This window comes from Algoriphagus yeomjeoni (genome assembly GCF_049821175.1).
GTDB classification, from domain to species: domain Bacteria; phylum Bacteroidota; class Bacteroidia; order Cytophagales; family Cyclobacteriaceae; genus Algoriphagus; species Algoriphagus yeomjeoni_A.
On record NZ_CP187512.1, the window covers coordinates 4,230,345 to 4,255,877 of the forward strand.

Annotated in this window: 23 protein-coding genes; 5 read left to right on the forward strand and 18 right to left on the reverse strand. The window is 40.8% G+C overall.

Annotated features, from left to right (window positions below; all coding sequences use genetic code 11):
* Positions 1 to 77 precede the first annotated feature (77 nt).
* Together ACPUEN_RS17310 and ACPUEN_RS17315 are read left to right on the forward strand one after the other, a co-directional pair.
* Positions 78 to 962 (forward strand): SRPBCC family protein, encoded by an 885-nt coding sequence (locus ACPUEN_RS17310; RefSeq protein ID WP_425637184.1) that lies wholly within the window; start codon positions 78 to 80, stop codon positions 960 to 962.
* A complete protein-coding gene (locus ACPUEN_RS17315; RefSeq protein ID WP_425637185.1) occupies positions 955 to 1,824 on the forward strand; it encodes a VOC family protein in 870 nt (289 codons plus the stop codon). The genes ACPUEN_RS17310 and ACPUEN_RS17315 overlap by 8 nt, the downstream gene beginning before the upstream one ends.
* 68 nt (positions 1,825 to 1,892) lie before the next feature.
* Here ACPUEN_RS17315 and ACPUEN_RS17320 read toward each other — a convergent pair whose 3' ends face one another.
* From ACPUEN_RS17320 to ACPUEN_RS17340, 5 genes are all read right to left on the reverse strand, one after another.
* Positions 1,893 to 3,083, reverse strand: a complete 1,191-nt coding sequence (locus ACPUEN_RS17320; RefSeq protein WP_425637186.1) for a hypothetical protein — start codon at positions 3,081 to 3,083, stop codon at positions 1,893 to 1,895.
* A gap of 43 nt (positions 3,084 to 3,126) precedes the next feature.
* Positions 3,127 to 3,780, reverse strand: coding sequence for a LolA family protein (locus ACPUEN_RS17325; RefSeq protein ID WP_425637187.1), 654 nt, complete (start codon positions 3,778 to 3,780; stop codon positions 3,127 to 3,129).
* Positions 3,781 to 3,812: 32 nt separating this feature from the next.
* Entirely contained in the window at positions 3,813 to 6,317 is a 2,505-nt protein-coding gene (locus ACPUEN_RS17330; RefSeq protein ID WP_425637188.1) for a DNA translocase FtsK 4TM domain-containing protein, read from the reverse strand.
* 53 nt (positions 6,318 to 6,370) lie between these two features.
* On the reverse strand, positions 6,371 to 7,411 hold the full coding sequence (locus tag ACPUEN_RS17335; RefSeq protein ID WP_425637189.1) for a quinone-dependent dihydroorotate dehydrogenase: 1,041 nt from the start codon (positions 7,409 to 7,411) through the stop codon (positions 6,371 to 6,373).
* Between the two features lie 215 nt (positions 7,412 to 7,626).
* Complete coding sequence (locus ACPUEN_RS17340) at positions 7,627 to 9,123, reverse strand: M28 family peptidase (protein WP_425637190.1); 1,497 nt, start codon at positions 9,121 to 9,123, stop codon at positions 7,627 to 7,629.
* Between the two features lie 278 nt (positions 9,124 to 9,401).
* Here ACPUEN_RS17340 and gcvP point away from each other — a divergent pair, with 278 nt between their 5' ends.
* Complete coding sequence (gene gcvP, locus ACPUEN_RS17345) at positions 9,402 to 12,290, forward strand: aminomethyl-transferring glycine dehydrogenase (protein WP_425637191.1); 2,889 nt, start codon at positions 9,402 to 9,404, stop codon at positions 12,288 to 12,290.
* Between the two features lie 193 nt (positions 12,291 to 12,483).
* Here the strand turns inward: gcvP and ACPUEN_RS17350 are convergent, their stop codons facing one another.
* The 3 genes from ACPUEN_RS17350 to ACPUEN_RS17360 form a co-directional block, all read right to left on the reverse strand.
* Positions 12,484 to 12,798 (reverse strand): hypothetical protein, encoded by a 315-nt coding sequence (locus ACPUEN_RS17350; RefSeq protein ID WP_425637192.1) that lies wholly within the window; start codon positions 12,796 to 12,798, stop codon positions 12,484 to 12,486.
* A gap of 250 nt (positions 12,799 to 13,048) precedes the next feature.
* Positions 13,049 to 13,927 carry a lipoyl synthase gene (lipA, locus tag ACPUEN_RS17355; protein ID WP_425637193.1) on the reverse strand — a complete coding sequence of 293 codons (879 nt, stop codon included), beginning with the start codon at positions 13,925 to 13,927 and terminating at the stop codon, positions 13,049 to 13,051.
* Between the two features lie 54 nt (positions 13,928 to 13,981).
* Positions 13,982 to 14,710, reverse strand: a complete 729-nt coding sequence (locus ACPUEN_RS17360; protein ID WP_425637194.1) for a hypothetical protein — start codon at positions 14,708 to 14,710, stop codon at positions 13,982 to 13,984.
* A gap of 70 nt (positions 14,711 to 14,780) precedes the next feature.
* On the opposite strand from ACPUEN_RS17360, the gene ACPUEN_RS17365 reads away from it, so the two are divergent.
* Both ACPUEN_RS17365 and sdaAA read left to right on the forward strand, forming a co-directional pair.
* Positions 14,781 to 15,185, forward strand: a complete 405-nt coding sequence (locus ACPUEN_RS17365) for an OsmC family protein (RefSeq protein ID WP_425637196.1) — start codon at positions 14,781 to 14,783, stop codon at positions 15,183 to 15,185.
* A 144-nt stretch (positions 15,186 to 15,329) separates the two neighbouring features.
* Positions 15,330 to 16,238, forward strand: coding sequence for an L-serine ammonia-lyase, iron-sulfur-dependent, subunit alpha (gene sdaAA, locus ACPUEN_RS17370; RefSeq protein WP_425637197.1), 909 nt, complete (start codon positions 15,330 to 15,332; stop codon positions 16,236 to 16,238).
* Here the strand turns inward: sdaAA and ACPUEN_RS17375 are convergent.
* From ACPUEN_RS17375 to ACPUEN_RS17420, 10 genes are all read right to left on the reverse strand, one after another.
* Positions 16,227 to 16,688: a hypothetical protein gene (locus tag ACPUEN_RS17375; RefSeq protein ID WP_425637198.1), complete on the reverse strand. Its 462-nt coding sequence runs from the start codon at positions 16,686 to 16,688 to the stop codon at positions 16,227 to 16,229. The two genes, sdaAA and ACPUEN_RS17375, sit on opposite strands and share 12 nt — an antisense overlap.
* Positions 16,685 to 17,623 carry a calcium/sodium antiporter gene (locus ACPUEN_RS17380; protein ID WP_425637199.1) on the reverse strand — a complete coding sequence of 313 codons (939 nt, stop codon included), beginning with the start codon at positions 17,621 to 17,623 and terminating at the stop codon, positions 16,685 to 16,687. The genes ACPUEN_RS17375 and ACPUEN_RS17380 overlap by 4 nt, the downstream gene beginning before the upstream one ends.
* A gap of 7 nt (positions 17,624 to 17,630) precedes the next feature.
* A complete protein-coding gene (upp, locus tag ACPUEN_RS17385; protein WP_425637200.1) occupies positions 17,631 to 18,275 on the reverse strand; it encodes a uracil phosphoribosyltransferase in 645 nt (214 codons plus the stop codon).
* 66 nt (positions 18,276 to 18,341) lie between these two features.
* The gene (locus ACPUEN_RS17390; RefSeq protein ID WP_425637201.1) at positions 18,342 to 19,640 is read right to left on the reverse strand and encodes an OmpA family protein; all 1,299 of its coding nucleotides are present in this window, start codon (positions 19,638 to 19,640) and stop codon (positions 18,342 to 18,344) included.
* A 113-nt stretch (positions 19,641 to 19,753) separates the two neighbouring features.
* Positions 19,754 to 21,268: a flotillin family protein gene (locus ACPUEN_RS17395; protein ID WP_425637203.1), complete on the reverse strand. Its 1,515-nt coding sequence runs from the start codon at positions 21,266 to 21,268 to the stop codon at positions 19,754 to 19,756.
* 12 nt (positions 21,269 to 21,280) lie between these two features.
* Positions 21,281 to 21,847, reverse strand: coding sequence for an NfeD family protein (locus ACPUEN_RS17400; RefSeq protein ID WP_425637204.1), 567 nt, complete (start codon positions 21,845 to 21,847; stop codon positions 21,281 to 21,283).
* Between the two features lie 190 nt (positions 21,848 to 22,037).
* Positions 22,038 to 22,586 (reverse strand): lipocalin family protein, encoded by a 549-nt coding sequence (locus tag ACPUEN_RS17405; RefSeq protein ID WP_425637205.1) that lies wholly within the window; start codon positions 22,584 to 22,586, stop codon positions 22,038 to 22,040.
* 8 nt (positions 22,587 to 22,594) lie between these two features.
* Positions 22,595 to 23,389 (reverse strand): hypothetical protein, encoded by a 795-nt coding sequence (locus ACPUEN_RS17410; protein ID WP_425637207.1) that lies wholly within the window; start codon positions 23,387 to 23,389, stop codon positions 22,595 to 22,597.
* A 4-nt stretch (positions 23,390 to 23,393) separates the two neighbouring features.
* A complete protein-coding gene (locus ACPUEN_RS17415; protein WP_425637208.1) occupies positions 23,394 to 24,785 on the reverse strand; it encodes a mercuric reductase in 1,392 nt (463 codons plus the stop codon).
* A gap of 115 nt (positions 24,786 to 24,900) precedes the next feature.
* On the reverse strand, positions 24,901 to 25,482 hold the full coding sequence (locus ACPUEN_RS17420) for a hypothetical protein (protein ID WP_425637210.1): 582 nt from the start codon (positions 25,480 to 25,482) through the stop codon (positions 24,901 to 24,903).
* Positions 25,483 to 25,533 lie beyond the last annotated feature (51 nt).

Here is a 25,533-nt window from a genome sequence, read left to right on the forward strand (position 1 = left end):
TCTGAATTGACCAGGGGGCAAAGTAGTTTGACTTCCTAAATTTGTTAAGTAAATTTTTGTAATTAAATCAGAAAACCATGGATACTACTCAAAAAACCAAAATCACAGTTCATGTCGTCGTAGATGTTTCTCTTGAAAAGGCTTGGGATTATTTCACCAAACCAAAGCATATTGTGAATTGGAACTTTGCTTCTCCCGAGTGGCACACGACCAAAGCTGATGTTGACCTTCAGCCTGGCGGAAGCTTTACTTCCCGAATGGAGGCTAAGGATGGGAGCATGGGATTTGATTTTGGTGGAGTCTATCAGGAAGTAGAAACTCATTCCCATTACTCTTATATTTTGGAAGATGGGCGCACTGTAAAAGTGAAGTTTGAGGAAGTGCCTGTTGGTGTTAAAATCACTGAGGTTTTCGATGCTGAAATGGAAAATTCAGTAGAAATGCAAAGAGATGGATGGCAGGCTATTTTGGTAAACTTCAAAACTTATACAGAATCTGAATCAAACTTGATCACCTTACATTTTGAGGTTTTGATCAAAAAAACCAGAGAAGAAGTCTATAAAGTCATGCTGGAAAAGCCTACATATGAGGAGTGGACGGATGTTTTTTCTCCAGGCTCTACGTTTATAGGAACATGGGAGGAAGGGACCAAAATCTATTTCGTTGCTCAAGGAGAAGAAGGGAATCAAAATGGTATGGTAAGTAAAATAATTAAAAATGATCCGGGAAAGCATGTAGATATAGAGCATCTTGGAGAGCTAAAGGAAGGAGTAGAAATCTTGGAAGGAAAAGAAGTAGAAATGTGGAAAGGTGCTCATGAGAAGTACACTTTCGAGAAAAAAGGAGGAGATACCTTAGTTAAGATAGATCTGGATTCTTCTATGGAGTTCGATGAATATTTCTCTGGAATGTGGCCAAAAGCATTGGACAAACTCAAAAAAATCTGTGAGAGAAATGGATAGTCATTCTGTAAACACGCTAAATAGTGCCATTTACCCTTGCTTGTGGTTTGATGGTAATGCAAAGGAGGCTGCAGAGTTCTATTGCTCATTATTTTCTGATTCCAAAATCGTATCTGAAAACCGGATGGTAGTCATTTTTGAGTCTTCAGGTCAGCAGTTTATGTGCCTCAATGGAGGGCCAGAATTCAAGTTTACACCTGCGATTTCCTTTTACACCATTATTCCTGATGAAACTGAGATCCAAGCAGTCTGGGATAAACTCATCGACAATGGAAGGGCATTGATGCCTATGGATTCTTATCCTTGGAGCAAGAAGTACGGTTGGGTGCAAGATCAATTCGGCGTGACTTGGCAATTAACTATTGATAAACCAGCCGATTCTGAGGAGAAATTCATCCCAGCTTTATTGTTCTCCGGTACTAATTTTGGCAAGGCTGAGGAAGCAATCGAATTCTACACCGGGATTTTCTATAAGTCTTCTATAGAGCTGATCTCAAGATATGAGGTTGATGATCCTAATGGTCAAGATGGTAAAATCAATCATGCTCAGTTTGAATTAAACGGGAAATTGTTTGCAGCAATGGATAGTGCGATCGTCCATGATTTTGATTTCAACGAAGCACTTTCATTGGTGGTAGAATGCAGAGATCAGGAGCAGATTGATTATTTCTGGGAAAAGCTTTTGGAGGGTGGAGGAAAGGAAAGTCAATGTGGATGGCTGAAGGATAGGTTTGGAGTTTCTTGGCAGATTGTACCTGAAATCCTTTCTGCCTTAATGTCTGATCCTGAGCGATCTGGGCGAGTTGTTCAGGCTTTTATGAAAATGAAAAAGTTTGATATTGAGACGCTTAAAAACGCATAAAATCAATTCTTATCCTGCTTCTCAAGAAGCAGGATTTTTTAATGGTCCCCAGTAAATCAATAGAGAAATTACTCCTCCACCAACCTACCTCTGTACACTGTAAAATCCTCCTGCTCCTCTTCGCCAGTATGTTTTTTCATCCACCAGATATCTTCTCCAAGTACAGAGAAATCATATAGAATCATTTCTGGCAAACTTAGAGGGACAATGTCTCCCTTTTGAGTCAATATCACTGTTCGTTTTTTTGATTCTTCGTAGAGCTTAGCCTTTAGCTCTTTGGAAACTTCCCCTGAAGCTGCTAGCGCCAAGTCACCCTTGTCTGCTGGTGTTGGCTTATATGTTATTAATATATCTTCTCCATATTTTTCCAAATTGAGAACTGACGAGGGATAAGGGTTGATCTTATTGTCTGAAATTTTACCGAAGTCCACTGCTCCTTTTTCGAATCCCTCCCCAGCTACAAATCCGGTTAGATCTAGCTTTGTTTGATCTTTTAAAATAGGCTCTTCTCCAGACCAGTCATAGGTATAAAGAATAGGCTCATTCTGAAACACGAGATATAGCAGTTGAGATTTCTCATCGTATGTGAATACTGGTCTGAAATCGCCGAAGAGAAATACATTTCCATTTAGAAATTGAGATCCTTCTGGGAATGGTAGAAAGGTTTTGGTTTCCTCAGTTTCAAGATCTGTTAGTATCAAGTTGTTTCTTGCTTGGAGGTATTCAGGGCCGTAGTCGCCTGTCGTGTCTTCAATTATGTCCAGTGAATATAGTAAGTATTCCTTTCCTTCTTTTTTGATAACCTGATAGGATTTAAAAAGTGAAAAAGGTCCTCCCAAACTCCATTGGTGCTGATAGATTCCAAAGTTCTGAACGATGTCGCCATTTTTCTTGAATACTTTTAGGCCTTGCATTATATCCAAAATCACCAAATTACCTGATTTATCTAGTGTTAAATTTCCACTAGCCATGGAGAAAGCTCCCGGAATATCACCAGTCTTGTCCCATTTATATGTTGGGTTTCCATCTCTGTCGAATACATAAACATCAGAAGTAGCTCTATCCCTAAAAACAACATGATCCTTATCGGCTGTCTGAAACATGAAAATTCGGGCAAGAATACCTTTTACAGTAACAGAATCTACTGTTTCCATGCGGTAGCGAGGAAGGTCATTTGCATTGTTTTCAGACTGATTTTCTTTGGTTTGGCAAGAAAAAACCAGGAAAGCGAAAAAGGCAAAAATGCAGGTAGTCTTCATACGTGTAGTTTTATGACTACTAGTATAAGGAAAAAATAACCGATTACCTTAGGTCAATAACTTCTATCCCTGGGAATTGCTTTGTGTCAAATACAAAATAAGAAGATGGGAGATTAGCCTGAGGTTTTAGATTCTTGAACGTGTAAGAAAAGACACCTCCCTGACCGTCAAACATCTCCCAGCCTAGTAGATTTGAAGTGCTTTTATCGATCATCAATTTTACCTGTTCGAAAGGGGCGTTGTTCTTCTCCGCAAGTAATTCTACTATCTGCGCAGTCTTACCTTGGAATTGCTTTTCCGCGAGGAGCTTGTAACTGTAACCTGATTCGTAAAGTCTATAAATGTTTGAAGGTGTTAACTCTCCCTCCATTTGATCTGCATCATTGATGGTCACTTCCTTGTAATTATCCGATTGGATAAAAGTCCAGACTGTTTTACCGTCATTATAGATTTCCTGATCGGGGAGTTTAAGTCGGTATTGTTCGCCTTTTACAGCGATATCACCTGATTGTCGATCTCCGGGGCCAGAGGCATCTTGGAAGGTGAAGTCAAAATTTGCCGTAAAACCATTCATTGCTTGAAACTTTTGGCTCATTGCATCTAAAACAACTTTTGCTTTAGGATCTTTTTGAGCGGATGCTTCGAATGAGAATAGTAGGGCTAGAAAAAGCGTATAAACTAGGGCGATTTTTTTCATGTAATGGGCTGTTTGAACTAATTGAACAGCTTCTACAAACTATTCAATAACCGTTCCAAACTAGCTTCATCCTGAATAAGCACCTCACGTGCTTTGGAGCCTTCGAATGCGCCGACGATCCCTGCAGCTTCTAATTGATCGATGATCCTACCGGCGCGATTGTAGCCAAGTTTAAGCTTACGCTGTATTAAGGATGTGCTTCCTTGTTGGTGCATCACCAGTAGCCTTGCAGCGTCATTGAAAAGTGGATCAAGATCTGAGAAATCAACATCTCCAATAGAATTGTCAGAATCTTCTCCTTCAAACTCAGGAAGTAAATATGCATCTGAATATCCTTTTTGCTCGCCAATCCAATCACAAATAGAATCCACCTCAGGAGTATCCAAGAAGGCACATTGGATTCGAGTCACTTCAGAACCATGAGATAAAAGCATGTCTCCCATACCGATCAACTGATCAGCTCCCCCAGCATCGAGAATAGTGCGGCTATCGATTTTGGATGTCACCCGGAATGAAAGTCTTGCAGGGAAATTCGCCTTGATTATACCGGTTATCACGTTTACAGAAGGTCTTTGCGTGGCGACTACCAAGTGAATACCAATTGCACGGGCCAATTGTGCGAGTCGTGCAATCGGGCCTTCGATTTCCTTACCTGCAGTCATCATCAAATCAGCAAGCTCGTCAATTACCAAGACGATGTATGGCATAAAGCGATGTCCATTTTCTGGATTGAGCTTACGCGCTACGAACTTCGCGTTGTATTCCTTGAGATTTCTTGTGCCGGCATCTTTCAGAAGATTGTATCGATTGTCCATTTCGATACAAAGAGAATTTAGCGTATAAATCACCTTTTTGGTATCGGTGATTATGGCCTCTTCAGCTCCTGGAAGTTTTGCCAAAAAGTGCCTCTCGATCTTGTTGAAAAGGGTTAATTCTACCTTTTTAGGATCTACCAGAACAAACTTCAATTGTGAAGGATGCTTCTTGTAAATCAGCGAAGCCAAGATCATGTTCAAACCTACAGACTTACCTTGACCAGTAGCACCAGCCATCAGTAGGTGTGGCATTTTTGCCAAATCAACGACAAAGACTTCATTGGAAATAGTTTTTCCAAGTGCGATAGGGAGATCTTTATCAGAGCGCATGAATTTCTCAGTACCTAATACTGCCCGAGCTGGAACTAATTCTCTGTTTTTGTTTGGCACTTCTATACCGATCGTACCTTTTCCGGGAATTGGAGCTATAATCCTAATTCCTAATGCAGCTAAGCTCAGTGCAATATCATCCTCCAAATTCTTGATTTTGGAGATTTTGACACCAGGTTCTGGGACGATTTCGTAAAGTGTCACTGTCGGTCCAATTGTCGCTTTGATCTCCTGAATTCCAATCTTGAAGTTTTCAAGAGTCTCAACAATCTTGTTCTTGTTGTCTTCAAGTTCCTGACGACTTACTGTGACTTTTTGAACGTCGTATTCATTCAGCAAATCAAGCGTAGGATATTTATAGTGTGGAAGGTCTAGGGTAGGATCATACGCGTCTAAATTTTCGACTTCCTCAGCTGTTTTTTCTTCACCTGCAGGCTTTACGACAGAGAAGTTTTTTTCGTCAGCTTTCTTTTCTTCCTCACGATCAACAATAGGATCCAAGATGTTCAATTGAGGAACATCGAAAGCAATCTCCTCTTTTTTAGGCTTTGGAGGTGACTCAGGAGTTAGTGCTATAGGTGACGTTGCTTTTTCATCTTCCTCTTGACCCTTGACAGTCCAAGAACTACCGTCGTCGTCAATTTCTTCTTCATCTTCTAATTCCTCATCCTCTTTGAAAGGGTTTTTAACAGGAGAAGCAGCGACGGTTTCTAGCTCATCTTCTTCCAATTCAGAATCGGAAGTCTTCGCACTAAACCAGTCCAATTTGTCAATGTCAAAAAAGAAAATCACAAAAATGAGCATGGATCCGCCCAGTAGAATGAACGTGCCCCAGCTCAGAAAATCCGCGGAAAGCTTAGCCAATTCATAGCCAAATCCGCCCGAAAGAAAGCTCCAATAAGAGTAACCTTGGATCAAAATGACCACATATCCTGTCAATAAACCTAGCCAGAATGTGAAGAAAAGAGCGAATGATGTATAACGTGTGAGGGAAACTAGAGAGATTTTGAAAGCCCATTTGAACCCAAGCAAAAACAGAAAGGGAGGAAATAAGAAGGCTGCAATTCCAAACCAGCGATAGATCATCCAGTTTCCTGCTTGTGCACCTAGGTATCCTAGCCAATTAGTGGATTCACGGGCAGTATCTCGAATCGCCTCGTCGGGATTATTCATAACCAGACTTTGATCCGCAGGGCCATTTAGGAGGTAGCTGATAAATGCAATAAACAGAAAAATAGCTGTAGACATTAGCAGAATTCCCAGCGTCAAGCTGATCTTGGCCGTTTTTATCTTACCAAAAGAAAGACTCGGTGCTTTGAAGCCTGCTCCTTTCTTTTTGGTGGGTTCTCCTTTTTTTCTAAAAGTATTGGTCCTTGGTGAATTGGTGGCCATGTATTCGATTCAAATCCGATTTAAGATAAGATTAATGAAATTAGATTGACAAATTATTGCGAAAAATGAGCCAATAATCCTTTTTTAATCTTTTTGATCAACCCAGGTCCCTCATAAATCATGCCCGAGTACACCTGGATTAGGCTAGCCCCAGCTTCGAGTTTTTCTATTGCGTCTTCGGCTGAAAAGATTCCACCCACTCCGATGATTGGAAAGGCTTTATTCGACTTTTCGGATAGGTATCGGATTACTTCAGTACTCCGCTTACCTAACACTTTTCCACTTACTCCTCCTGCGCCAATTTCATTTACTTCAGCTTTTGAAGTGCTCAGTTGCGAACGGTCTATCGTTGTATTGGTCGCAATTACGCCATCGATTTTCGTTTCTTGGACTATTTCTACGATATCATCTAATTGCCCATCTGTCAAATCCGGAGCAATTTTCAGCAAGATTGGTTTTGGCTTGGACTTCAGATCATTTGCATTTTTTACTGCCTGTAGTAAGGCTTTGAGTGGCTCTTTTTCCTGCAAATCCCGAAGATTTGGGGTGTTTGGAGAACTTACATTTACGACGAAATAATCCACGTAATCATGCAGTGCTTCCAGGCAAATTAAATAATCATCTACAGCATTTTCGTTCGGAGTGACTTTGTTTTTACCAATATTCCCTCCCACCAAGACGTTTGACTTGCGTTTTTTCAAACGCTCTACTGCCTCGAAAACTCCTCCATTATTGAATCCCATACGATTGATAAGTGATTCGTCTTGAGGAAGTCGAAATAAACGAGGCTGAGGGTTTCCTTCTTGAGGCTTTGGTGTTAGTGTTCCGATTTCGATAAAACCAAAACCTAGCATAGCCATTTCATCAATGACCTTCGCGTCTTTATCAAATCCTGCAGCCAAGCCTACGGGATTCTTGAATTTCAATCCAAAAACTTCCCTTTCTAGCCTTTTGTCTTCCAGTTTGAAAGTCGATTCTACTATCGAGCCTATAATTGGAAGGTTGAAACTGAAGCGTGTCAGATCTACCGTAAAGTGATGTGCATCTTCAGGGTTTTTTAAGAAAAAAAGTGGTTTGAGTAGGGATTTATACACGGAGTTTTTGATTGCGTTCTTGGGGCAAAGATATCGTTTTATAAAATTTGACGATTGGAAAAGTCAAATCAATTTTATTCAACCGTTAAGTGCAGATAGGATTCAAAAGCACATCAACCAAAGTTGAGGCGCCGGGGCATCTTCGTTTTTCCTAGAACTAAAAAAAGGCTACTGGATTTCTCCAATAGCCTTTTCAGTCTAAGAGATAAAATTAATTATCTATCAGTTCTAGTGTTTGTGCCATCAACTCTTGGCTTATTTTCTCTGTTTGCTACATCCCAAACTGTGTGGAAAATCAACCTAGCTCTTTTTTCCATTAACGGGAATTCGATTTTATCCACCGTATCAGTTACTTGGTGATAATCGTCATGAACTCCGTTGAAGAAGAATGCTACTGGGATGTTATGCTTCGCAAAGTTGTAATGATCTGATCTGTAGTAGAATCTGTTTGGATCATCTTCAGCGTCATATCTATAATCCAAGATCAAGTCAGAGTAAGTGATGTTGTTGTATTCTAAGATTTTTTTCAAATCTGTAGAAAGCATTTCAGAACCGATCACATAGACGAAATCTGTATTTTCAGCATCTTGATATTCGTAATCAATTCGACCCACCATGTCAATATTGAAGTTTACTACTGTGTTTTCCAGTGGGAAAATCGCATTATCAGAGTAGTACTCAGATCCCAAAAGTCCTTTTTCCTCACCAGTTACATTTAGGAATAGAATGGATCTTCTTGGTTTGATGCCGTCTTTTGCTGCCATTGCAAATGCTTCAGCAATTTCAGTAACAGAAACAGTTCCTGAGCCATCATCATCAGCTCCGTTGAATACTTCGCCTGTGCTGCTTACTCCTACGTGATCATAGTGAGAAGAAATAACAACTAACTCATCTTTCTTATCAGTTCCTTCTAAGTAGCCCATTACGTTTGAGCTTTCTACCTCTTCAACTATCTTCTCGATTTGGTAGGTAGCTTTTTGAGACTTGATAGACTCAGGATTTGTTTTTGCTGCTTCTTTAAGCTCTTCTACAGGCGTGTTGAATAATTCTCCCATTTTGTCAGAGCTTACCATAAATACTGGTTTTTGCTCAACTTCCTTAGGGAAGCCAATTCTTCCTTTACCTGATAAGCTTTTGTAACGGTTAGCAATACGGTCAAAATTAGCCTGACCTTCCATAGTTACTATCACGATTCCTGCTGCACCAGCATCCATCACCTGGGTCAAAAGATCGTTTGACCTTACGCCTACAGCCCAGATGCCCACCAGCTTGTCTTTTACGTCAACTTTAGCAAGGTTTTCTTCAGATACTAGACCAAGGAAAACTAGGTCAGTTTTCGCTGCTTTCTTCATATCACCGTCTCCTATGAAAACGAAATCCTCATTATTGACCAATTTATTTTTGCCTACTTTCAGAGAAACATCACCAAAAGAAGCGCTTACTAACTCTACTGGCTGTAAGTAACTTCCAGCTACAGGGCCAGTTAAGCCAATTTTCTTGTAAAAGTCTGCTAAGTAGTTAGCGGCAACTTTTTGTTCTTCGGAGCCTGTATCTCTACCCTTCATTTCGTCTGAAGCTAGGTAGGTAAGACGTTCTTTCAGGTCTTCGGCGGTGATGGTGTTGGCGTACTTCACCTGTGCAGGTTGCTGAGCCAACGACGGAAGTGCAAGGCCAAGAGCCATTGCGCCCGTCAATAACAGACTTTTGTTCATCAGTTTATAGTTAGGTTTTTTTGATTTCAGATTGAAATTTCTCTAAGCTCACTCAAATAACCAAAGAGTGATTAAAGGTCTGATTTCAATCTATTTGCATTTCAGGCGCTAAACTAGAGAAATTTTCTACCCTACAATAAACCGTTTATAAATTTTGATCGAACAAAAAGGAAATAATGGGGTTCATGAAAGCATTATCTTTCAATAAATTGTACCTTTGCACCTTGAAAAATCAGCAGATTTCAAACCCAAATAGTTCATCGTCTTAACGTTCTTATATGAAGATCAATCTTTCTAATGCTGTCAAATTTGAGAGCAGACACAATGGCCCGACAGATGCAGAGATCTCAGCGATGCTGGAGAAAATCGGAGCTTCAACTTTAGAGGAATTAATCAACCAAACCGTACCAAAATCTATCCAACTGGAGCGCCCGTTGGATCTTCCGGCAGCAAAGTTGGAATCTGAGTTTTTGAAGGATTTCAAAAAACTTGCTTCTAAAAACAAAGTATTCAAGTCATTTATAGGCTTAGGGTATTACGACACATTAGTCCCTGGAGTGATTTTGAGAAACGTCCTTGAAAACCCAGGATGGTATACTGCCTACACTCCCTATCAGGCAGAAATCGCACAAGGCAGATTGGAAGCTTTGATCAATTTTCAGACCGTAGTGATGGAATTGACAGGAATGGAGCTTGCAAATGCTTCGCTTCTTGACGAAGGAACTGCAGCTGCTGAGGCGATGAATATGCTTTTTGCTGCAAAGCCACGAGAAAAAAAGAACGCGACAAAATTCTTTGTAGACGAGAAAGTATTTCCGCAGACCAAAGCTGTCCTTGAGACAAGAGCTGAGCCAGTAGGAATTGAGCTGGTTTATGGGTCCATTGATACTTTGGACTTGACTGACGAGAATCTTTTTGGAGTATTGTTCCAATACCCAGATGCTGACGGGGAAGCGCGTGATTACTCTGCGATTGTGGCCGCTGCCAAAGAAAACAATGTAACTACAGCGTTTGCTGCTGATCTTTTAGCTTTAACTCTGTTAACCGCTCCTGGAGAAATGGGTGCTGACGTAGTGGTTGGATCTTCCCAGCGTTTTGGAGTACCAATGGGCTATGGTGGACCTCACGCTGCATTCTTTGCTACCAAAGAAGCTTACAAGCGTCAGATTCCGGGAAGAATCATTGGTGTTTCTCAGGATCGGGAAGGCAACAAAGCTTACAGAATGGCTTTGCAAACCCGTGAGCAACATATCAAAAGAGAAAAAGCAACTTCAAATATTTGTACTGCACAGGTTCTTTTAGCTGTAATGGCTAGTTTCTATGCAGTCTATCACGGACCAAAAGGTCTGAAGAATATAGCATTAAGAACACATGGACTTGCTAAACTAACGGTAAAGGCTCTTGAGCAATTGGGTTACGAAGTGCCATCCAAGAATTTCTTTGATACCATTAAAGTAACTATTGAAACCAAATCGCTAAATGCGATCCAGTCTTTGGCACTTTCTTCAGAAATGAACTTCCGTTATGACTACGATACAGTTTTCTTGACGTTTGATGAGGCTAAGACTTTGGAAGATGTTGCTTCTGTTGTCGAAGTGTTTGCGAAAGCAAAAGGAGTAGAAGCTCCTGATCTTTCTGCATTGGCAACTGAAATCGAGTTAGACTTACCGGCAGGATTGGTAAGAACTTCTGAATACTTGACTCATCCAGTATTTAACAATTTTCAAAGTGAGCATGAGATGCTCCGTTACATCAAGCGTTTGGAGAACAAAGATTTGTCTTTGGTTCATTCCATGATTTCGTTGGGATCTTGTACAATGAAACTGAACGCAACTGCGGAAATGATCCCAGTGACCTGGCCTGAGTTTGGACAAATGCATCCATTTGCACCAACTGATCAGACTGCCGGATACCAAGAGCTTTTCGCAAACTTGAGACATTGGCTGAATGAGATCACTGGTTTTGCAGATACTTCTTTACAGCCAAATTCTGGTGCTCAAGGTGAATTTGCAGGCCTTATGGTAATTCGTGCTTATCACCAAAGTAGAGGTGACCATCATAGAAATGTAGCTTTGATCCCAACTTCCGCTCACGGTACCAACCCTGCTTCGGCTGTCATGGCTGGAATGAAAGTAGTATTGGTGAAATGTGACGAAAAGGGAAATATTGATATAGAGGACCTCAGAGAAAAAGCAACAGCTCATTCTAATGATCTTTCCTCACTTTTGGTTACTTATCCTTCTACACACGGTGTATTCGAAGTAGCAATTCAGGAAATCTGCCAGATCATTCACGAGAATGGTGGACAGGTTTACATGGATGGAGCAAATATGAATGCGCAGGTAGGTTTGACTAGCCCAGGAAGAATTGGGGCTGACGTTTGTCACCTGAATCTGCATAAAACATTCTGTATTCCTCACGGTGGTGGTGGACCAGGCATGGGGCCAATTTGCGTAGCAAGTCATTTGGCACCATTCCTTCCAGGAAATCCTGTAGTGAAAGCTGGCGGAGAGCAGGCTGTATCTTCTATCTCAGCAGCACCATATGGTAGTGCGAGCATTTTGCCAATATCATATGCATACATCGCAATGATGGGAGGAGATGGCTTGGAGAATGCAACGAAAATGGCGATCCTAAATGCCAACTATATCAAAGAAAGATTGAAAGATCATTTCCCTATCCTTTACACCGGAACTCAAGGAAGAGCGGCTCACGAGATGATCGTGGATTGCAGAGCTTTCAAAGAAGTGGGTGTAGAAGTGGAAGATATCGCGAAGCGTTTGATGGATTATGGGTACCATGCACCTACAGTTTCTTTCCCGGTTGCAGGTACGTTGATGATCGAGCCAACGGAGTCTGAGACTAAAGCTGAATTGGATAAATTCTGCGATGCCTTGCTTTCTATCCGTGCTGAGATACAGGAGATCGAAGATGGAAAAGCTGATAAAGTAGAGAACGTATTGAAAAATGCACCGCACACTGCGACTATGGTTCTTACTGATGATTGGAACTTGCCTTATTCTAGAGAAAAAGCAGTGTATCCACTTGAGTATGTAAAAGGGAATAAATTCTGGCCAACTGTTAGAAGAATTGATTCTGCATTTGGAGACAGAAACCTGATCTGTAGCTGTATTCCAGTGGAAGCTTATGCTAGTGAAGAAGCCTAATTGGCTTTGCATATAATTAAAGAAAGGGCTGCCGATTTGGTAGCCCTTTTCATTTTAACTGCAGGGATCCCCGACGTCATGTGGAGTGCGCAATTGTATGTATCCAATTTTATATTTCAATTAACGAATGTGATATTTTGTCCTAGGGGGACAATGACTGGTAGCTTATTTGTGCTAATTCACTACTGATTGTTTACATCATCGGAATTTCATCATCCTTCGAAAGTTGGATTTCCAAGCCTCCGATTTTAGATGCTACAAAATTGTAAATCACTGCTCCCAATGCTCCGACTACAAAACCTATTATTCCATACATGATGGGAAAAACAATTACCATGATTAATCCTATGCCGCCTGCTCCGGCGATAGGAAAAGAATCACCTAACAAGCCAGAAAAGGCAGATAGGAAAATCGCATAGAATATGCCGATTACAAAGCCAAGGACACCCAGTGTCAAACCATAGATTTTGGCTGCGGAGGAAACTCCAATTTTTTCAATTTTTACCATTTGGTTAAAAGTTTAGTGTGAGATAATCTCTCTCAAAATATTAAAAAATTAGGCATAAAAAAAGCACACCCGAAAGTGTGCTTAAAATATTCGCTTATTAAGTTTTTGGATAGATTGTTTTCTGCTAAGAGGAAAAAGAATTGTAGGAATTGGTTAACACTAGCGAATTCGCTACTTCGGTCACCCGTCTTCGGTCTTTGGTCCGGTAAAGCAGAGGAAGTTAGGGTACTGGCATCAATTAGCTTAATATCTAGACATTCACATGTCTTTCTGCATGATAAGATGATCTTACCAGCGGACCTGATTCTACGTATTTTAATCCTCTTGCTAATCCTTCTTCTCTGTATTCTGCGAAAAGGTCTGGGTGGATAAACTCTGCCACTTCGATGTGCATTTTGGTAGGCTGGAGGTATTGCCCCAGTGTCAGGATATCACAGCCATGTTCTGCCAGATCATCCATTGCTTTGAATACCTCTTCTTTTTTCTCTCCCAATCCTAACATAATGCCAGTTTTGGTTCTCTTACCGTACTCTTTTGTCAGCTTGGTTTGTTCAAGTGAACGGGCATATTTTGCCTGAGGGCGAACTCTTCGGTAAAGGCTTTCCACAGTTTCCATATTATGTGAAACTACTTCCTGCCCTGCGCTGATCATTCGGTATAGTGCATCCCAATTTGATTTGACATCTGGGATAAGTGTTTCTATAGTAGTCTCAGGTGAAAGTTCTTTAGTCTGAACCACAGTTTGATACCAGATTTCAGCCCCTTTATCTTTCAATTCATCACGGTTTACAGAAGTCAAAACAGCATGTTTTACACCCATGAGTTTGATAGCTTCCGCTACTCGTCTAGGTTCGTCAGTATCATACTCTGGCGGTCTCCCAGTTGCAACAGCGCAAAATGAACATGAACGTGTACACACATTTCCTAAAATCATAAAGGTAGCAGTACCGGCTCCCCAGCATTCGCCCATGTTTGGGCAATTGCCGCTTTCGCAAATCGTATGAAGCTTGTGCTCATCTACCAGTTTGCGGACTTTGGCGTATTCTTTTCCTACAGGAAGTTTTACTCTAAGCCAATCTGGCTTTTTTCTTCGGGTAGCTTCTTCGGAAATTACAGGTAATTCGATCATTGATTTCTGATTTGATGCAAAGGTAAGTCAGGCAAGGGCAAAACCCAAGTTGACTTACTGTCTGAACCCGTAGAAAAACGTGAAGTAAACTGATTGGAATAGTTGACGATTTTCCGTAGTAGGGATCAGAGGAATTTCTTTGGTAAAACCCTCGAGCATATAACCAAGTTCCAATCCTGTTGCATTTGAGCGAAAAACTCCAAATTCAAAGGATAATGCAGCCTTAAGATTGGCGCCAATAGCAAACTCTGATTGCCCTATTCCTTCGAAAAGACGACCTGTGCCTAAAATATTGAATCGACTTTGGTGAATTTCTGGATCGTATTGCTCGCGTACAGTTTCTACTCTGTTCAGTGCATATTCTATGTAATAAGGAGCAATGAGGCCGAATGTTGGCCCTACAGCCGCAAGTGCTGAAACTTGTACACCTTGATTTGGTGCTTTTTTGAAGAGGATTATTTCACGACCATATTGTGGTCTGATCGAATAGAGGTAGTTAGACTTACCGAAAATATAGCTGTTGCCCAGAACGGTATTGTATCTGATTTCCTTTGGATTCTTGACGTTTGAAAACTCTAAAGCCCAAAAGCTAAACTGCGTATCGTCCAAACGTGTACCTACTTTGAAGACTATACCACCGATTAAACCTCCATTCGTGTTCTTGTTTAAGCCAAACATGTATTCCTTATCATATTCGTAATTGCCTATGTCTTCTCTTTGGGCAAAAGAATCAATGGAAAAGGTGAGTAATAACAGCGGTAAAATGAATTTCAGTTTGTTCATTCGGGTTGGTCGAAAATATAGCCCTATTTTTGGGTGTTAGTATTTTAACTGATTTTAAAAATAAGAGTTTATGCCCACTATAAAAAGTTCATATTTAGGGAATTTGAGAACAGAGTCTGAGCACCTGCATTCAGGTACCCAATTAATTACCGATGCTCCTGTTGATAATAATGGAAAAGGCGAGAAGTTTTCCCCTACTGATTTGGTTGCTAGTGCTTTAGGAAGTTGTATGGTGACGATTATGGGCATTGTTGCAACTAGAGATTCTGTATCTTTAGATGGCTTGACTTGGGAAGTGACTAAAATAATGCAGTCTAATCCTCGAAAAATAAGTGAGATCATTGTTGAGTTTCACTGGGAAAATCCAATTAATGATGCTGCGATGATCCAAAAATTGAAAAATGCAGCCAAGACTTGTCCAGTTGCTTTGAGCTTAGATCCAGAGATTAAGCAGACACTGAAGTTTGATTTCTGAGTAATCTAAGTATACGACAACAGCAATCTATGAATTGTTAGACTTTAATTGGCGAGCCACATCGGTCTTCTAGCTAGTATTACAAAGAAGTTTAGATTGCTGTAATTATCAATAAGGAAACTATAGAATATAACCCCATCCAACATGAGCTATTTATTTGAATCCTTTAAGGGCTGGAAGAGCTATTGTGAAGAGAAAAATATATCGCTACCTGAGTCGGTAATTGAATATGAAGTAGATCAGAAAAATGGTAGACATGATCAGATAAAAGACGGTCTTTTGCAGGCGTATGGAGTAATGAAAGATGCTGTGAAAACTGGTTTGGAGGAGGAAATGACCTCCCGTTCTGGAATGATCAACAATGGTGCGAAGAAAGTATATAATCATCCACTTTCAGTGCTTTCTCCGGAGTTTCAAAAGCTAATTTCGAGAGCATTAGCTGCCAAGGAGGTTAATTCTTGTATGGGAAGGGTAGTTGCTGCACCTACGGCAGGGGCAAGTGGAATATTGCCAGGGACTTTGGTTACGCTACAGGAAATCCATGGATTGACTGATGAGCAGATTGTTGAGGGACTATTGGTAGGAGCAGGAATTGCACTGATTATAGAGGAAAAAGCGAGTTTGGCAGGTGCTGTGGGAGGATGTCAAGCCGAAACAGGCTCAGCTGCAGCTATGGCATCTGGAGCAATCGTTTATTGCTTGGGAGGAAATACAGATCAGATTTTCAATGCTGTGGCTGTGACTATTCAATGCATGTTGGGATTGATATGTGATCCAGTGGCAGGCTTAGTAGAAGTACCCTGTGTGGTTAGAAATGCAAGTGCAGCAGCCATTGCTTTCAGTTCTGCTCAGATTGCTTTAGCAAATGTAAGTGCTGTCATCCCTGTAGATGAATGTGTGGAAGCAATGGGTGAAGTTGGAGCTTCAATGGAAAGTCGCTACAAGGAAACGGCTCTTGGAGGATTGGCAGCTACTTTGACTGGACAGGCTATTTCTGAGCGGGTTCTGATAAAAGATATAGAAATCTTACCTGATGATGAATTAGAGCAATAAGCTTTGGACTAAAGGAACCGCTAAAATTTTATCTATAGTTAGGCAAATGATTATTGCCCATAAACATGCACTCCAGAGCATATGCATGTAAATGTGTCTTTTTTTGACTCCAAAGGAAACCATGATCAGTGTCCCTCCGACAGGTGTAAATAAAAGAGGGGTAAAGAATGCAATTCCTATTTCACCGTATTTTCTCCAAAGATGAACTATTCGTCTATTTTTTGTGGAGAAGATCAACTTTGGTTTTTTCTGGAAATTACCTTCGAAAAGAGCCTTTATCTTTGATCCCAGAAGTGTAAAAATCATTACACTTGTCATCATTCCGGCAATAGTGATCAAGATATTCTCAATTGTAGAATAGCCTGCGGCAGAGCCTAAAACAGGTCCAGCTAGAAATTTAAACCAAGATAGAAAGTAAATTCCGAGAAGAGTTAGAATATTCTCGATCATAGAAGGAAGAACAAGTAGGCAGCATAGCTAAGCAATAGTAGCGAGCCTTCAACTTTTGAAACTCTCATCTTCGTACGCATTAGCAAGAATAAGAACAGCGTAATCCCAAGCATCCAAAGGAAATCTGAATCGATAAATTCCTGTGATACTCCGATCGGCTTAATGATCGCCGTAAGGCCGATTATGGATAGAATATTCATGATATTGCTACCTAAAATATTCCCTAATGCTAAATCCGTTCTTTTGGATAAAGCGGCTATAATTGAGGTGATTAGCTCAGGAAGGCTAGTTCCAATAGCTATGATTGTAACTCCAATTATTCGTTCGGAAACCCCGAATTCTCTGGAGATTTTTACGGCATTTGTTACCAATAGTTCTGACCCAAAATATAATCCTAAAACGCCTCCAAGAAATAATGCAATGGAAGCCAGCCAAGAGTGATTTTTCACTTGTTCTATTTCCTCTTCTACTTCCGTATTATCCACTAACTCTGATGTAGGGCTTTTGAAAAGGTAGATATTAAATCCAATAAATAACCCGAACAGCAAGATGCCTTCCCAAAGTCCTATAAGTCCATTGTAACTTAACCCATAGAAGAGAATTGAAACAAATAAGGTCACCAAATAGTCAAAGCGGATATGGCTTTTTTTGATCAAAATGGGATAGAAAATACCGCTTATTCCGAGTACTAGGGCAATATTGGCAATATTAGAACCAATAACGTTCCCTATAGAAATATCACTATTGCCTTTCAAGGCAGCATTGACGCTTACTAACAATTCTGGCGCCGATGTGCCAAATGCAACTACTGTCATTCCAATCAAGCCTGCGCTCATGCCTAGCTTTACAGCCATTGCGGAGGCACCGTCTACGAGGATTTTTCCCCCGTATAACAAAATAGCCAGGCCAAGAAATAATAGAAAGTATGGGAGCATGGAGTGATTAAAGTTTTGGACCAAAAGCAAGATCTCCCGCATCTCCTAGGCCAGGAACGATGTAGGATTGGTGATTTAATTTTTCGTCAATTGCACCTACCCAAAGTGAAAAAGGGCAAGAAGTATTTTCTTTGATGTAATTGATGCCTTCGGGAGCGGCAATTACTGAGGCTATATGAATATGTTTGGGTTTGCCGTGGGTAAGTAGGGTAGTGATAGATTCTACTATTGATTTGCCAGTTGCAAGCATAGGATCGGCTAGGATTATGATCTTTCCTTCTAAACTTGGGCTCGCGTGATAGCCTAGTTGGACCTTGACTTCTCCCGCTGTACTTTCATCTCTGAATGCCCCAATAAATCCACTTTCTGCTTTATCGAAATAATTTAAAAAGCCATTATAAAATGGTAACGAAGCTCTCATTACTGAGATAATAACTGGATTATCTGTTGCTGTGAACACCGAAGTTGAAGTGAGTGGAGTTTGTATGCTCTTTTTGGAATATTCGAAAGACTTTGAAATTTCATAGGCTAAAATTTCACCCATTCGCTCTAAGTTTTTCCGAAATCTCATTCTATCGTCCTGTGTGAGTACATCTCTCATTTCGCTCAAGAAATGATTTGCCAAGGAAGGAGTGTCAGATAAAACAAACATGCTGCGAAGATAAAATAAAAACCCGGCTCTTTGGGAACCGGGTTTTTGTAAAGTTTGAAATAATAGTTATTTCACTTCAAAGCTAGCTCTTCTAGCCATTTGCCTCGCATCGGTAGATGATTTGTCTACACTAGTGTCTTCACCATAACCTTTGAATGAAAGTCTTGAAGCATCAACTCCACTGGCAATTAAGATATCGTAAACAGACTTAGCTCTTTTCTCAGAGAGTTTCATGTTGTAATCTTCAGGGCCTAGTTCGTCAGCATATCCTTTGATTTCAACACTTATGCCCGGATTCTTTTTTAAGAAGTTTGACACATAGCTGGCGGAGCTAGTTGAGTAATCGAGAGGTTTAGCGCTATCAAAAGCATAGTAGACATTCACATAGCCGTCATTAATCGCTTTTTTGAAAAAATCAACTTGTTCTTTTATCTCTTCTACTGGACATCCATTTGTAGAAGATGGGCCAGGAATGAATGGGCATTTATCTAGATGATCAGGGGTTCCATCACTATCAGAGTCCATCGTTACTCCTGAAGTGTTCACTCTTGCTCCAGCGGGTGTATTTGGCTCTTTATCCAAGTAATCAGGAATGCCATCGCCATCCGAGTCTTTCAACATGTCTTTGATACCATTGATTTCAGAAGCAAGCTCTGCTTTTGTTGCATATTTATCAGCAGCGATATACCAATCTGCATGCTCTTCATTTTTTCCAAGGTAGAAATTAAGTCCTAGGGTAGCTGTCCACCAAGTTCCTGTGGCATGTCCATTAGGCACTTCTGGCAAGTCCGGTCTGCCAGGTGAATTGAATTCATTTCCATCAAAAGTATATCTTTGACGACCATTGATAATTACCGCGGTATTACCTGCTAACGAGATTCTGTTTGATAATCTATAGAGTAAAGCAATACTCGAATTAATAGAATAGACTTGGTCAGGATTAAAGTCTATTATATCCTCTGGTCGGGCCTCATGTTTGAGATACCCTACACCTGGGCCAAAAGTCATTAGGGCTCCGAACTTTCTGGTAAATGATTCCCAGTTCATTATCCGAGATAAATTAAAAACGCCTTGAAAACTAACGTTTACATACTTTGTGCTAAATTCAGGACTTTCATCTTTAAACTCGGAGAAGGACCCAAAACCACCATCTGCTTTTAAACCGAATTTTTCATTGAACATGTAGCGAACACCCAAATCCAGATGACCTAAATTCAATGTCGGAGAAAGATACCCTGCAGTAATTGGCCCCATAGGTTTATTGAAGCCAGCATTTGCTTCTAGTGACCAGCGATTGAATTCACTTTGTCCAATTACAAGGTTTGCTAGCCCTAGAAGAATTAAGGTAAGTAACTGTTTTTTCATTTGATGATGGGGTAATTTTAGGATGATTTGGCAAATCAACGCAAAATCTATGCTCAATTCAAATAAATTTTGAATATAAAAAAGCCTGGAATGGACCAGGCTTTAAGTTAAAGTTATTCTTCTTCAGGCTTTTGCTCCTCTTTCTTTTTTTGAGGTTCTATTAGGTCATCACCTTTCAAATAGGTTGGGAGATTCAGTCCTGCCATGTTAAAGAGTTCATTCAATGGAGGTACAGTTTTCATCATTCCTGATACAAAATTAGCTGTGGATCCATTTCCGTTTTCACCTTGACCAGAATCCCAAACAGTAATCTTATCGATCTTAATATTCTTCACAGCCTCCACTTGAGTTTTTACCAATTCAGGTAATTTCTCAATCAAAAGAAGTTGGAAGGCTTTGGTAGGGTCTCCACCTGCTGCACTTACCACTTCACGGTAGCCTTCCGCTTGTTTGGTCAAGATTTCGTAAAGGCCTCTTGCTTCTGCGTCCATCTTGGCGAAGATTGCGTCAGCCTCGCCCTTGGCCTGTTCTCTGATTCGCTCTGCCTCGGCTTGGGCATCTATGATTGCACGTTGTTTGGCGATTTCTGCTGGAACTACAATGTTAGCATTCTGAGTAGATCTTTCCCTGTCGGCTCTGGCAGTTTCAGCTTTTTGCTCCGCGAGATAGGCTTCTTCGAGTGCTCGGGCACTTTGCACTTTTTCTGATGCCAAGGCAATTCTTAATGCTTCTGCTTCTTTTTCTCGTCGCTGAGCATCAGACTGAGCAATGGAGATTTTAGCTTCGTTTTCTCCTTTGATTGCGATTGCATTTGCTTCTGAGGTTTTTACTCTGGTATCCCGCTGAGCCTCAGCTTTACCGATGCTCTCGTCCTTTGCTGCTTCCGCGATGCTTACCTCTCGGTTTTTATTGGTAATCGCTATTTTCACATCACGATCACGTTGGGTGTCTGCTATCTGAACATCCTTTTCACGATCCGCCAATGCCTTTCCAGTTTCACCTATTTTTTCTTGCTCAGCAACTGAAATTTTTGCCTCATTGATTGCCTTTGCAGCAGCTTCCTTACCAAGAGCTTCAATGTATCCAGATTCGTCCTTGATATCTGTTACGTTGACGTTGATCAATTTCAAACCGATTTTCTTGAGCTCACTGTCTACATTTTTAGAAATGCTTTCCAAAAATTTATCCCGATCAGAATTGATTTCCTCGATAGTCATGGTAGCAATCACCAAACGCAATTGGCCAAAAAGAATATCCTTAGAAAGCTCCTGAATCTGCTCATGGGCCAATCCTAACAAGCGCTCAGCAGCAGTATTCATCGTATCTGTATCCGTTGAAATCGCAATTGTAAACCTACAGGGAACATCCACGCGGATATTTTGACGGCTGAGTGCATTAGTCAAATTAGCTTCGATGGAAATCGGCTTCAAATCCAAGTAAGCGTAATCCTGAATCACTGGCCAGATGAATGCTCCGCCTCCGTGGATGCAGCGTGCGGAAGTACCTCCAGTTTTACCATATACAACTAGGATTTTGTCTGATGGGCAGCGCTTGTATCTTGAAACAAGTGCTAGAATGGTCACGAAGGCGACAACGGTCGCAACGACGATCAGTATTAATGGATCCATGAATGAATTGAGTTAAAGCTTTTCTACGATAAGGATATTGCCACTTTCTACTCGCTTGATTCTTACGGTGGCGTTGGTTTCTATTTTGTCTTGCTCGGTCATGGCATCAATTTCACGCACAGAGCCATTTAAACTTACCATGATTTTACCTTTTCCCTGCATTCTGCCAGGGATAGCTAGGTAGACATCAGCTATTTTATTCAGCGTTTTTTCCAGGCGAAAAGTATTGTCTTCTCCGAGTTTTTGGATTTGCTTAATGATGAGAAAAAAGAAATATACAAAGGCGAAGCCTACGGCTAAACTGATTACTATTAGCAGTGTGGTATTTGGGATAAGTTTGTAAAATGAAATCCCTGTCCAGCTAAAACCAAGCAGGAAATTAATCAAGTTACGAAAAGAGAACATCTGAAATGGCGCTTCTCCACCGTCAAAATCACCGTCAAAATCAGCTTCCAACCCATCTGAATCTCCAGATCCTACGAAAGTTAGGATGGTCTGAAGCACAAAAATCAGAGAAACTGGGATCGCGATGTACCAGAAGAGTTTGAGTTGTGGATCTAATCCATCTAAAAATTCCATGTTCTGTTGAGTTAGTGCCTGCTTTGACAGTCTCAAAATATTAAAAAATATCTAATTACTAACTTTTTATTTTAGAATAATTAAACATGAATTCAAACCTTGATTGTGTGAGCACTGAAAGTCATTTTCTTTAAGGTTCATGAAACCAAAAACCAAAGAAATTTTACTTCTGGGATTTCAAAATGTTTAATTAATTACACTGTACAGTTTTTTCAAGTTTACTGAGGTCAAATCCTTTCTCTTTGACTCTCTGCAAAATGCCATCATAAGTCGCCGAATCCATTTCTTGAGTTCTTGATAAAATCCAGAGGTAATCTCTATTAGGATGACCCACTACTGCATAGGAATAATCTTTGGCCAGATCGATGATCCAATATTTTCCCTTGAACGGCCAAAAGAATTGCACTTTTAGCTTTGAGTTTCCTGAACCATCTACTACAAATGCTTTGGCAGTGGTGGTTTTTGTTTTTCCTTTTGCCGGAAGATTACAACTGTTTACTACATGAATAGTACCATCCTCGTTAGGTGTATAAGTGGCTTTGGTACAGGTGCACCCCTGTTGGAAAAACTGCGGAAAGGAAGCGATTTCATACCATTCGCCTGCATACTTTTCAAGATCCACGTAAGGAACTGTCTCTAAATCTTGGGCTTGAGTGTTATGAGATAGAAAGATGATGCCTGCTACGGCCAGTATTGGCATTGCCAAGGCAAATTTTTCTGATTTATTTAAAGTTCTCATGTTAGGTTTTAGGTGGTTCGATTAAGATTAAATGGTGCAGTATTCCTGTTTTTGTAGCCGTGAATACTGACGGCGACGAACAGCACTGAGGCTCCGATTAATGCGGTCCATTGGATAGCGGGAATGCTTTCCCAATGTCTGACTGCAATGGCTATTAAAGCCCAAATGCCTACACAAGCAAATTCTCTCAGGTTTCTAGTGGCGATCATAAACAGATTTACCACTACAGCTACGATGATCATGATTATCGCCCAAGTGATTTCGGTGATTCCACCTGTCCAACCAGTTTTGGCTAGATATGCCGAAATATTCGCAATGGTAGCCACCGCAATCCAACCGCTGTAAAGAGCGATAGGCCACCATAGCCAGAAAATAATAGGCCGGGGAGCGTCCCACCGTTCCATGTTCGTATTCAGTATGACGATAAGCAGTGAAGTAAGAATTCCCAACATGACAATGACGCTGAGTCCTGTGTGTTCCATGAGCCACATATAGATCCAAAGTCCATTTCCAATATTGGCCATAATCAAATATGGACCAATTTGCGAGAGGAAGTCAGAGTCTTTTTCAGTATCAAATGCTCTTAGGATAAAGAAAGTTGCCTGCGCAAGCAGTGTCACATAGATCAATCCCCAGATGGAAAATGCATATCCAGCTGGAGTGAAAAGATTTTCATAATCTGCACTCAGCGAACTCACGGTATTCCCATTGAGACCTTTTGCATTTACCCAGTAATTCCAAAAGATGATTGCCAGCAGGACGATCAGGTTGAGAATAGCGTATGCTTTATGTGATTTTTTCATGTGATTAATGATCAACTTTTTTAAGTTGTTGAAGTAGGGTAGGGATGAGTTCAGTTACGGTAGGATGGGTCTGTACAGAGTTCATGAGCGTTTTGTAGCTCAGCTTCGAATACATGGCAGTCAAAAACGTACCTATGATTTCATCGCCGCCAGTGCCACAAACTGCGGCTCCCAATATTTGCTCGCTGTCAGCATCTACGATTACCTCCATTTTGCCTTGAGTTTCTCCTTTTTCTTTTGCCCGCGAAATATCACTCATGGGCATACGTGCAAATAATAAATTCTTTCCTGACTCCTTTGCCTGCGAAAGCGTCATCCCTGCTCTACCAAGTGGTGGGTCGATGTACAAGGCATAATTGGTTATCCGATCATCCAGCGTTCGTTTCTTTTCTCCCAAAAGCTGATCTGCCAGGATCTCGTAATCATTGTAGGAAGTATGAGTAAAAGCCCCTTGACCATTGCAGTCTCCCAATGCATAGATTCCCTCTACGTTGGTTTCCAGTATGCTATTCACTTCAACATATCCATGGTCATTGATTTTCAATCCCGCCTTTTCGGGCTTGAGTATATCAGAATTAGGGATTCTTCCTGTGGCAAGCAAGACATGTGTACCACTGACTTTACTTTCCTTCCTGTCTTTTTCGAAAGAAACAGTGACACCTCCCGATTTTTTATTTTTGCCTTTCAAGCATTTTGCGCCGCAGATTACTTTTATACCCTCTTTTTCAATTATTTCTCTGACCAGTTCGCTCGTGTGATGATCTTCTTTTGAGATCAAATAATCGCCCATTTCTAAAATGGTCACTTTGGATCCCAATCTTTTGAAAATCTGAGCGAATTCCAGCCCAATGTAGCTTCCGCCAACTATAATTAGCTGATCAGGAACCTTATCAAGCTGAAGAATTGATGAATTTGTAAGGTAATCTGCCTCTTCAAATCCTTCAGGAGTTCTAGCTCTGGCGCCTACGTTCAGAAAGATTTTGTAAGACTTCAGAATTCGAGAACCCACTTTTATTCTGGTTTTATCCACAAATGTCGCAGTTCCTCTGATCATCGAGACTTGAGGTGAATCAACCAAAGATTTTCGGACACCGATTCTGGAATCATTGACAAGTTTGTCTTTTCTCTTTTTGATAGCTTTTAGATTGACCTTGGGCGATTTGGGCACTTCGATTCCCAGATTATGAGCATTGGAAATTGCCCAAGCGGCTCTTGCACTGGCTACGTAAGCTTTGGTGGGGGTACATCCTGTATTGACGCATGTTCCTCCCAAAGCGCCTTTCTCCACTATCGCTACTTTCCATTTTTCCTTGGCTAGCGCCAAAGCAAGGGGATTCCCAGCCTGACCCGAACCGATTATGATGGCATCAAAAGTTTCTACTCTGTCCTCTATCATGGGCTAAAAAGTTTGGTAAATGAATTTTGTTTCCCTAAAAGTTACAAACAGAAAGCCAGACACAAAAAAAGGAGCCTGATATTCAGACTCCTTCCCTAGCAGTAAGTTTGTGCTCTTAGATTTTTGAAATTATCCAATTCCTTACATTTTCATGAAATTCATTGATCGCCTTGGTGTGAAAGTAGGGATAAATTACCTTGTCTCTGAACCAAGAGCCACTCCTATAAAATGTTTTATGCGAAACTTCTGTTTTGCCATTTGCCAGAGACTTGAATCGGATAAATTGGGAGCCTTCAGATTTGGAGTTCTCCAAATAGCAGATTCTAATCAGCTTTTTCGCTTTATCTATTTCCATTACTTCATGACCTACCTGGAGTTTCACAGCACCATTGAAGACATGTAAGTTCAAAATAAGGACTTGTCCTTCACCCATTCCGCCAGTATAAACCTGTCCGGGAAAAACCTCTTCTCCGGTTTGTCTGGAGTACAATTGATGAAAATGTATCATTCTCCCGCTCCATGCTTTTTCAGGTGAAATATTTATGTAGCTATCCCAAACTGTGTCAAAATCCTGTTCATAGATGTAGGTCTCCAAATGTTCATGATAGTTGGGGTCTGTATCTTGATAGCAAATGGAGCGTAGCTTCGCAAAATCAAATTCTGAATGACTGCTCTTTTTTTCGGTGGTTTCTTGCATGAGGTGTTTTGATTCGCTTTGGCGAATGGAGGTTTAAAGAAAGGGAAAGTG

What these genes read in the sequence shown, in the direction of transcription:
- sdaAA (WP_425637197.1), top strand. Translation starts at nt 15,330, where the DNA reads ATGAGCTATTTATTTGAATCCTTTAAGGGCTGGAAGAGCTATTGTGAA.
- ACPUEN_RS17330 (WP_425637188.1), bottom strand. Translation starts at nt 6,317, where the DNA reads ATGGCCACCAATTCACCAAGGACCAATACTTTTAGAAAAAAAGGAGAA.
- ACPUEN_RS17380 (WP_425637199.1), bottom strand. Translation starts at nt 17,623, where the DNA reads ATGCTCCCATACTTTCTATTATTTCTTGGCCTGGCTATTTTGTTATAC.
- ACPUEN_RS17400 (WP_425637204.1), bottom strand. Translation starts at nt 21,847, where the DNA reads ATGGAATTTTTAGATGGATTAGATCCACAACTCAAACTCTTCTGGTAC.
- ACPUEN_RS17360 (WP_425637194.1), bottom strand. Translation starts at nt 14,710, where the DNA reads ATGAACAAACTGAAATTCATTTTACCGCTGTTATTACTCACCTTTTCC.
- ACPUEN_RS17405 (WP_425637205.1), bottom strand. Translation starts at nt 22,586, where the DNA reads ATGAGAACTTTAAATAAATCAGAAAAATTTGCCTTGGCAATGCCAATA.
- ACPUEN_RS17420 (WP_425637210.1), bottom strand. Translation starts at nt 25,482, where the DNA reads ATGCAAGAAACCACCGAAAAAAAGAGCAGTCATTCAGAATTTGATTTT.
- lipA (WP_425637193.1), bottom strand. Translation starts at nt 13,927, where the DNA reads ATGATCGAATTACCTGTAATTTCCGAAGAAGCTACCCGAAGAAAAAAG.
- ACPUEN_RS17340 (WP_425637190.1), bottom strand. Translation starts at nt 9,123, where the DNA reads ATGAACAAAAGTCTGTTATTGACGGGCGCAATGGCTCTTGGCCTTGCA.
- ACPUEN_RS17395 (WP_425637203.1), bottom strand. Translation starts at nt 21,268, where the DNA reads ATGGATCCATTAATACTGATCGTCGTTGCGACCGTTGTCGCCTTCGTG.
- ACPUEN_RS17350 (WP_425637192.1), bottom strand. Translation starts at nt 12,798, where the DNA reads ATGGTAAAAATTGAAAAAATTGGAGTTTCCTCCGCAGCCAAAATCTAT.
- ACPUEN_RS17315 (WP_425637185.1), top strand. Translation starts at nt 955, where the DNA reads ATGGATAGTCATTCTGTAAACACGCTAAATAGTGCCATTTACCCTTGC.
- ACPUEN_RS17310 (WP_425637184.1), top strand. Translation starts at nt 78, where the DNA reads ATGGATACTACTCAAAAAACCAAAATCACAGTTCATGTCGTCGTAGAT.
- ACPUEN_RS17390 (WP_425637201.1), bottom strand. Translation starts at nt 19,640, where the DNA reads ATGAAAAAACAGTTACTTACCTTAATTCTTCTAGGGCTAGCAAACCTT.
- ACPUEN_RS17375 (WP_425637198.1), bottom strand. Translation starts at nt 16,688, where the DNA reads ATGATCGAGAATATTCTAACTCTTCTCGGAATTTACTTTCTATCTTGG.
- gcvP (WP_425637191.1), top strand. Translation starts at nt 9,402, where the DNA reads ATGAAGATCAATCTTTCTAATGCTGTCAAATTTGAGAGCAGACACAAT.
- ACPUEN_RS17415 (WP_425637208.1), bottom strand. Translation starts at nt 24,785, where the DNA reads ATGATAGAGGACAGAGTAGAAACTTTTGATGCCATCATAATCGGTTCG.
- ACPUEN_RS17325 (WP_425637187.1), bottom strand. Translation starts at nt 3,780, where the DNA reads ATGAAAAAAATCGCCCTAGTTTATACGCTTTTTCTAGCCCTACTATTC.
- ACPUEN_RS17410 (WP_425637207.1), bottom strand. Translation starts at nt 23,389, where the DNA reads ATGAAAAAATCACATAAAGCATACGCTATTCTCAACCTGATCGTCCTG.
- ACPUEN_RS17320 (WP_425637186.1), bottom strand. Translation starts at nt 3,083, where the DNA reads ATGAAGACTACCTGCATTTTTGCCTTTTTCGCTTTCCTGGTTTTTTCT.
- ACPUEN_RS17365 (WP_425637196.1), top strand. Translation starts at nt 14,781, where the DNA reads ATGCCCACTATAAAAAGTTCATATTTAGGGAATTTGAGAACAGAGTCT.
- upp (WP_425637200.1), bottom strand. Translation starts at nt 18,275, where the DNA reads ATGTTTGTTTTATCTGACACTCCTTCCTTGGCAAATCATTTCTTGAGC.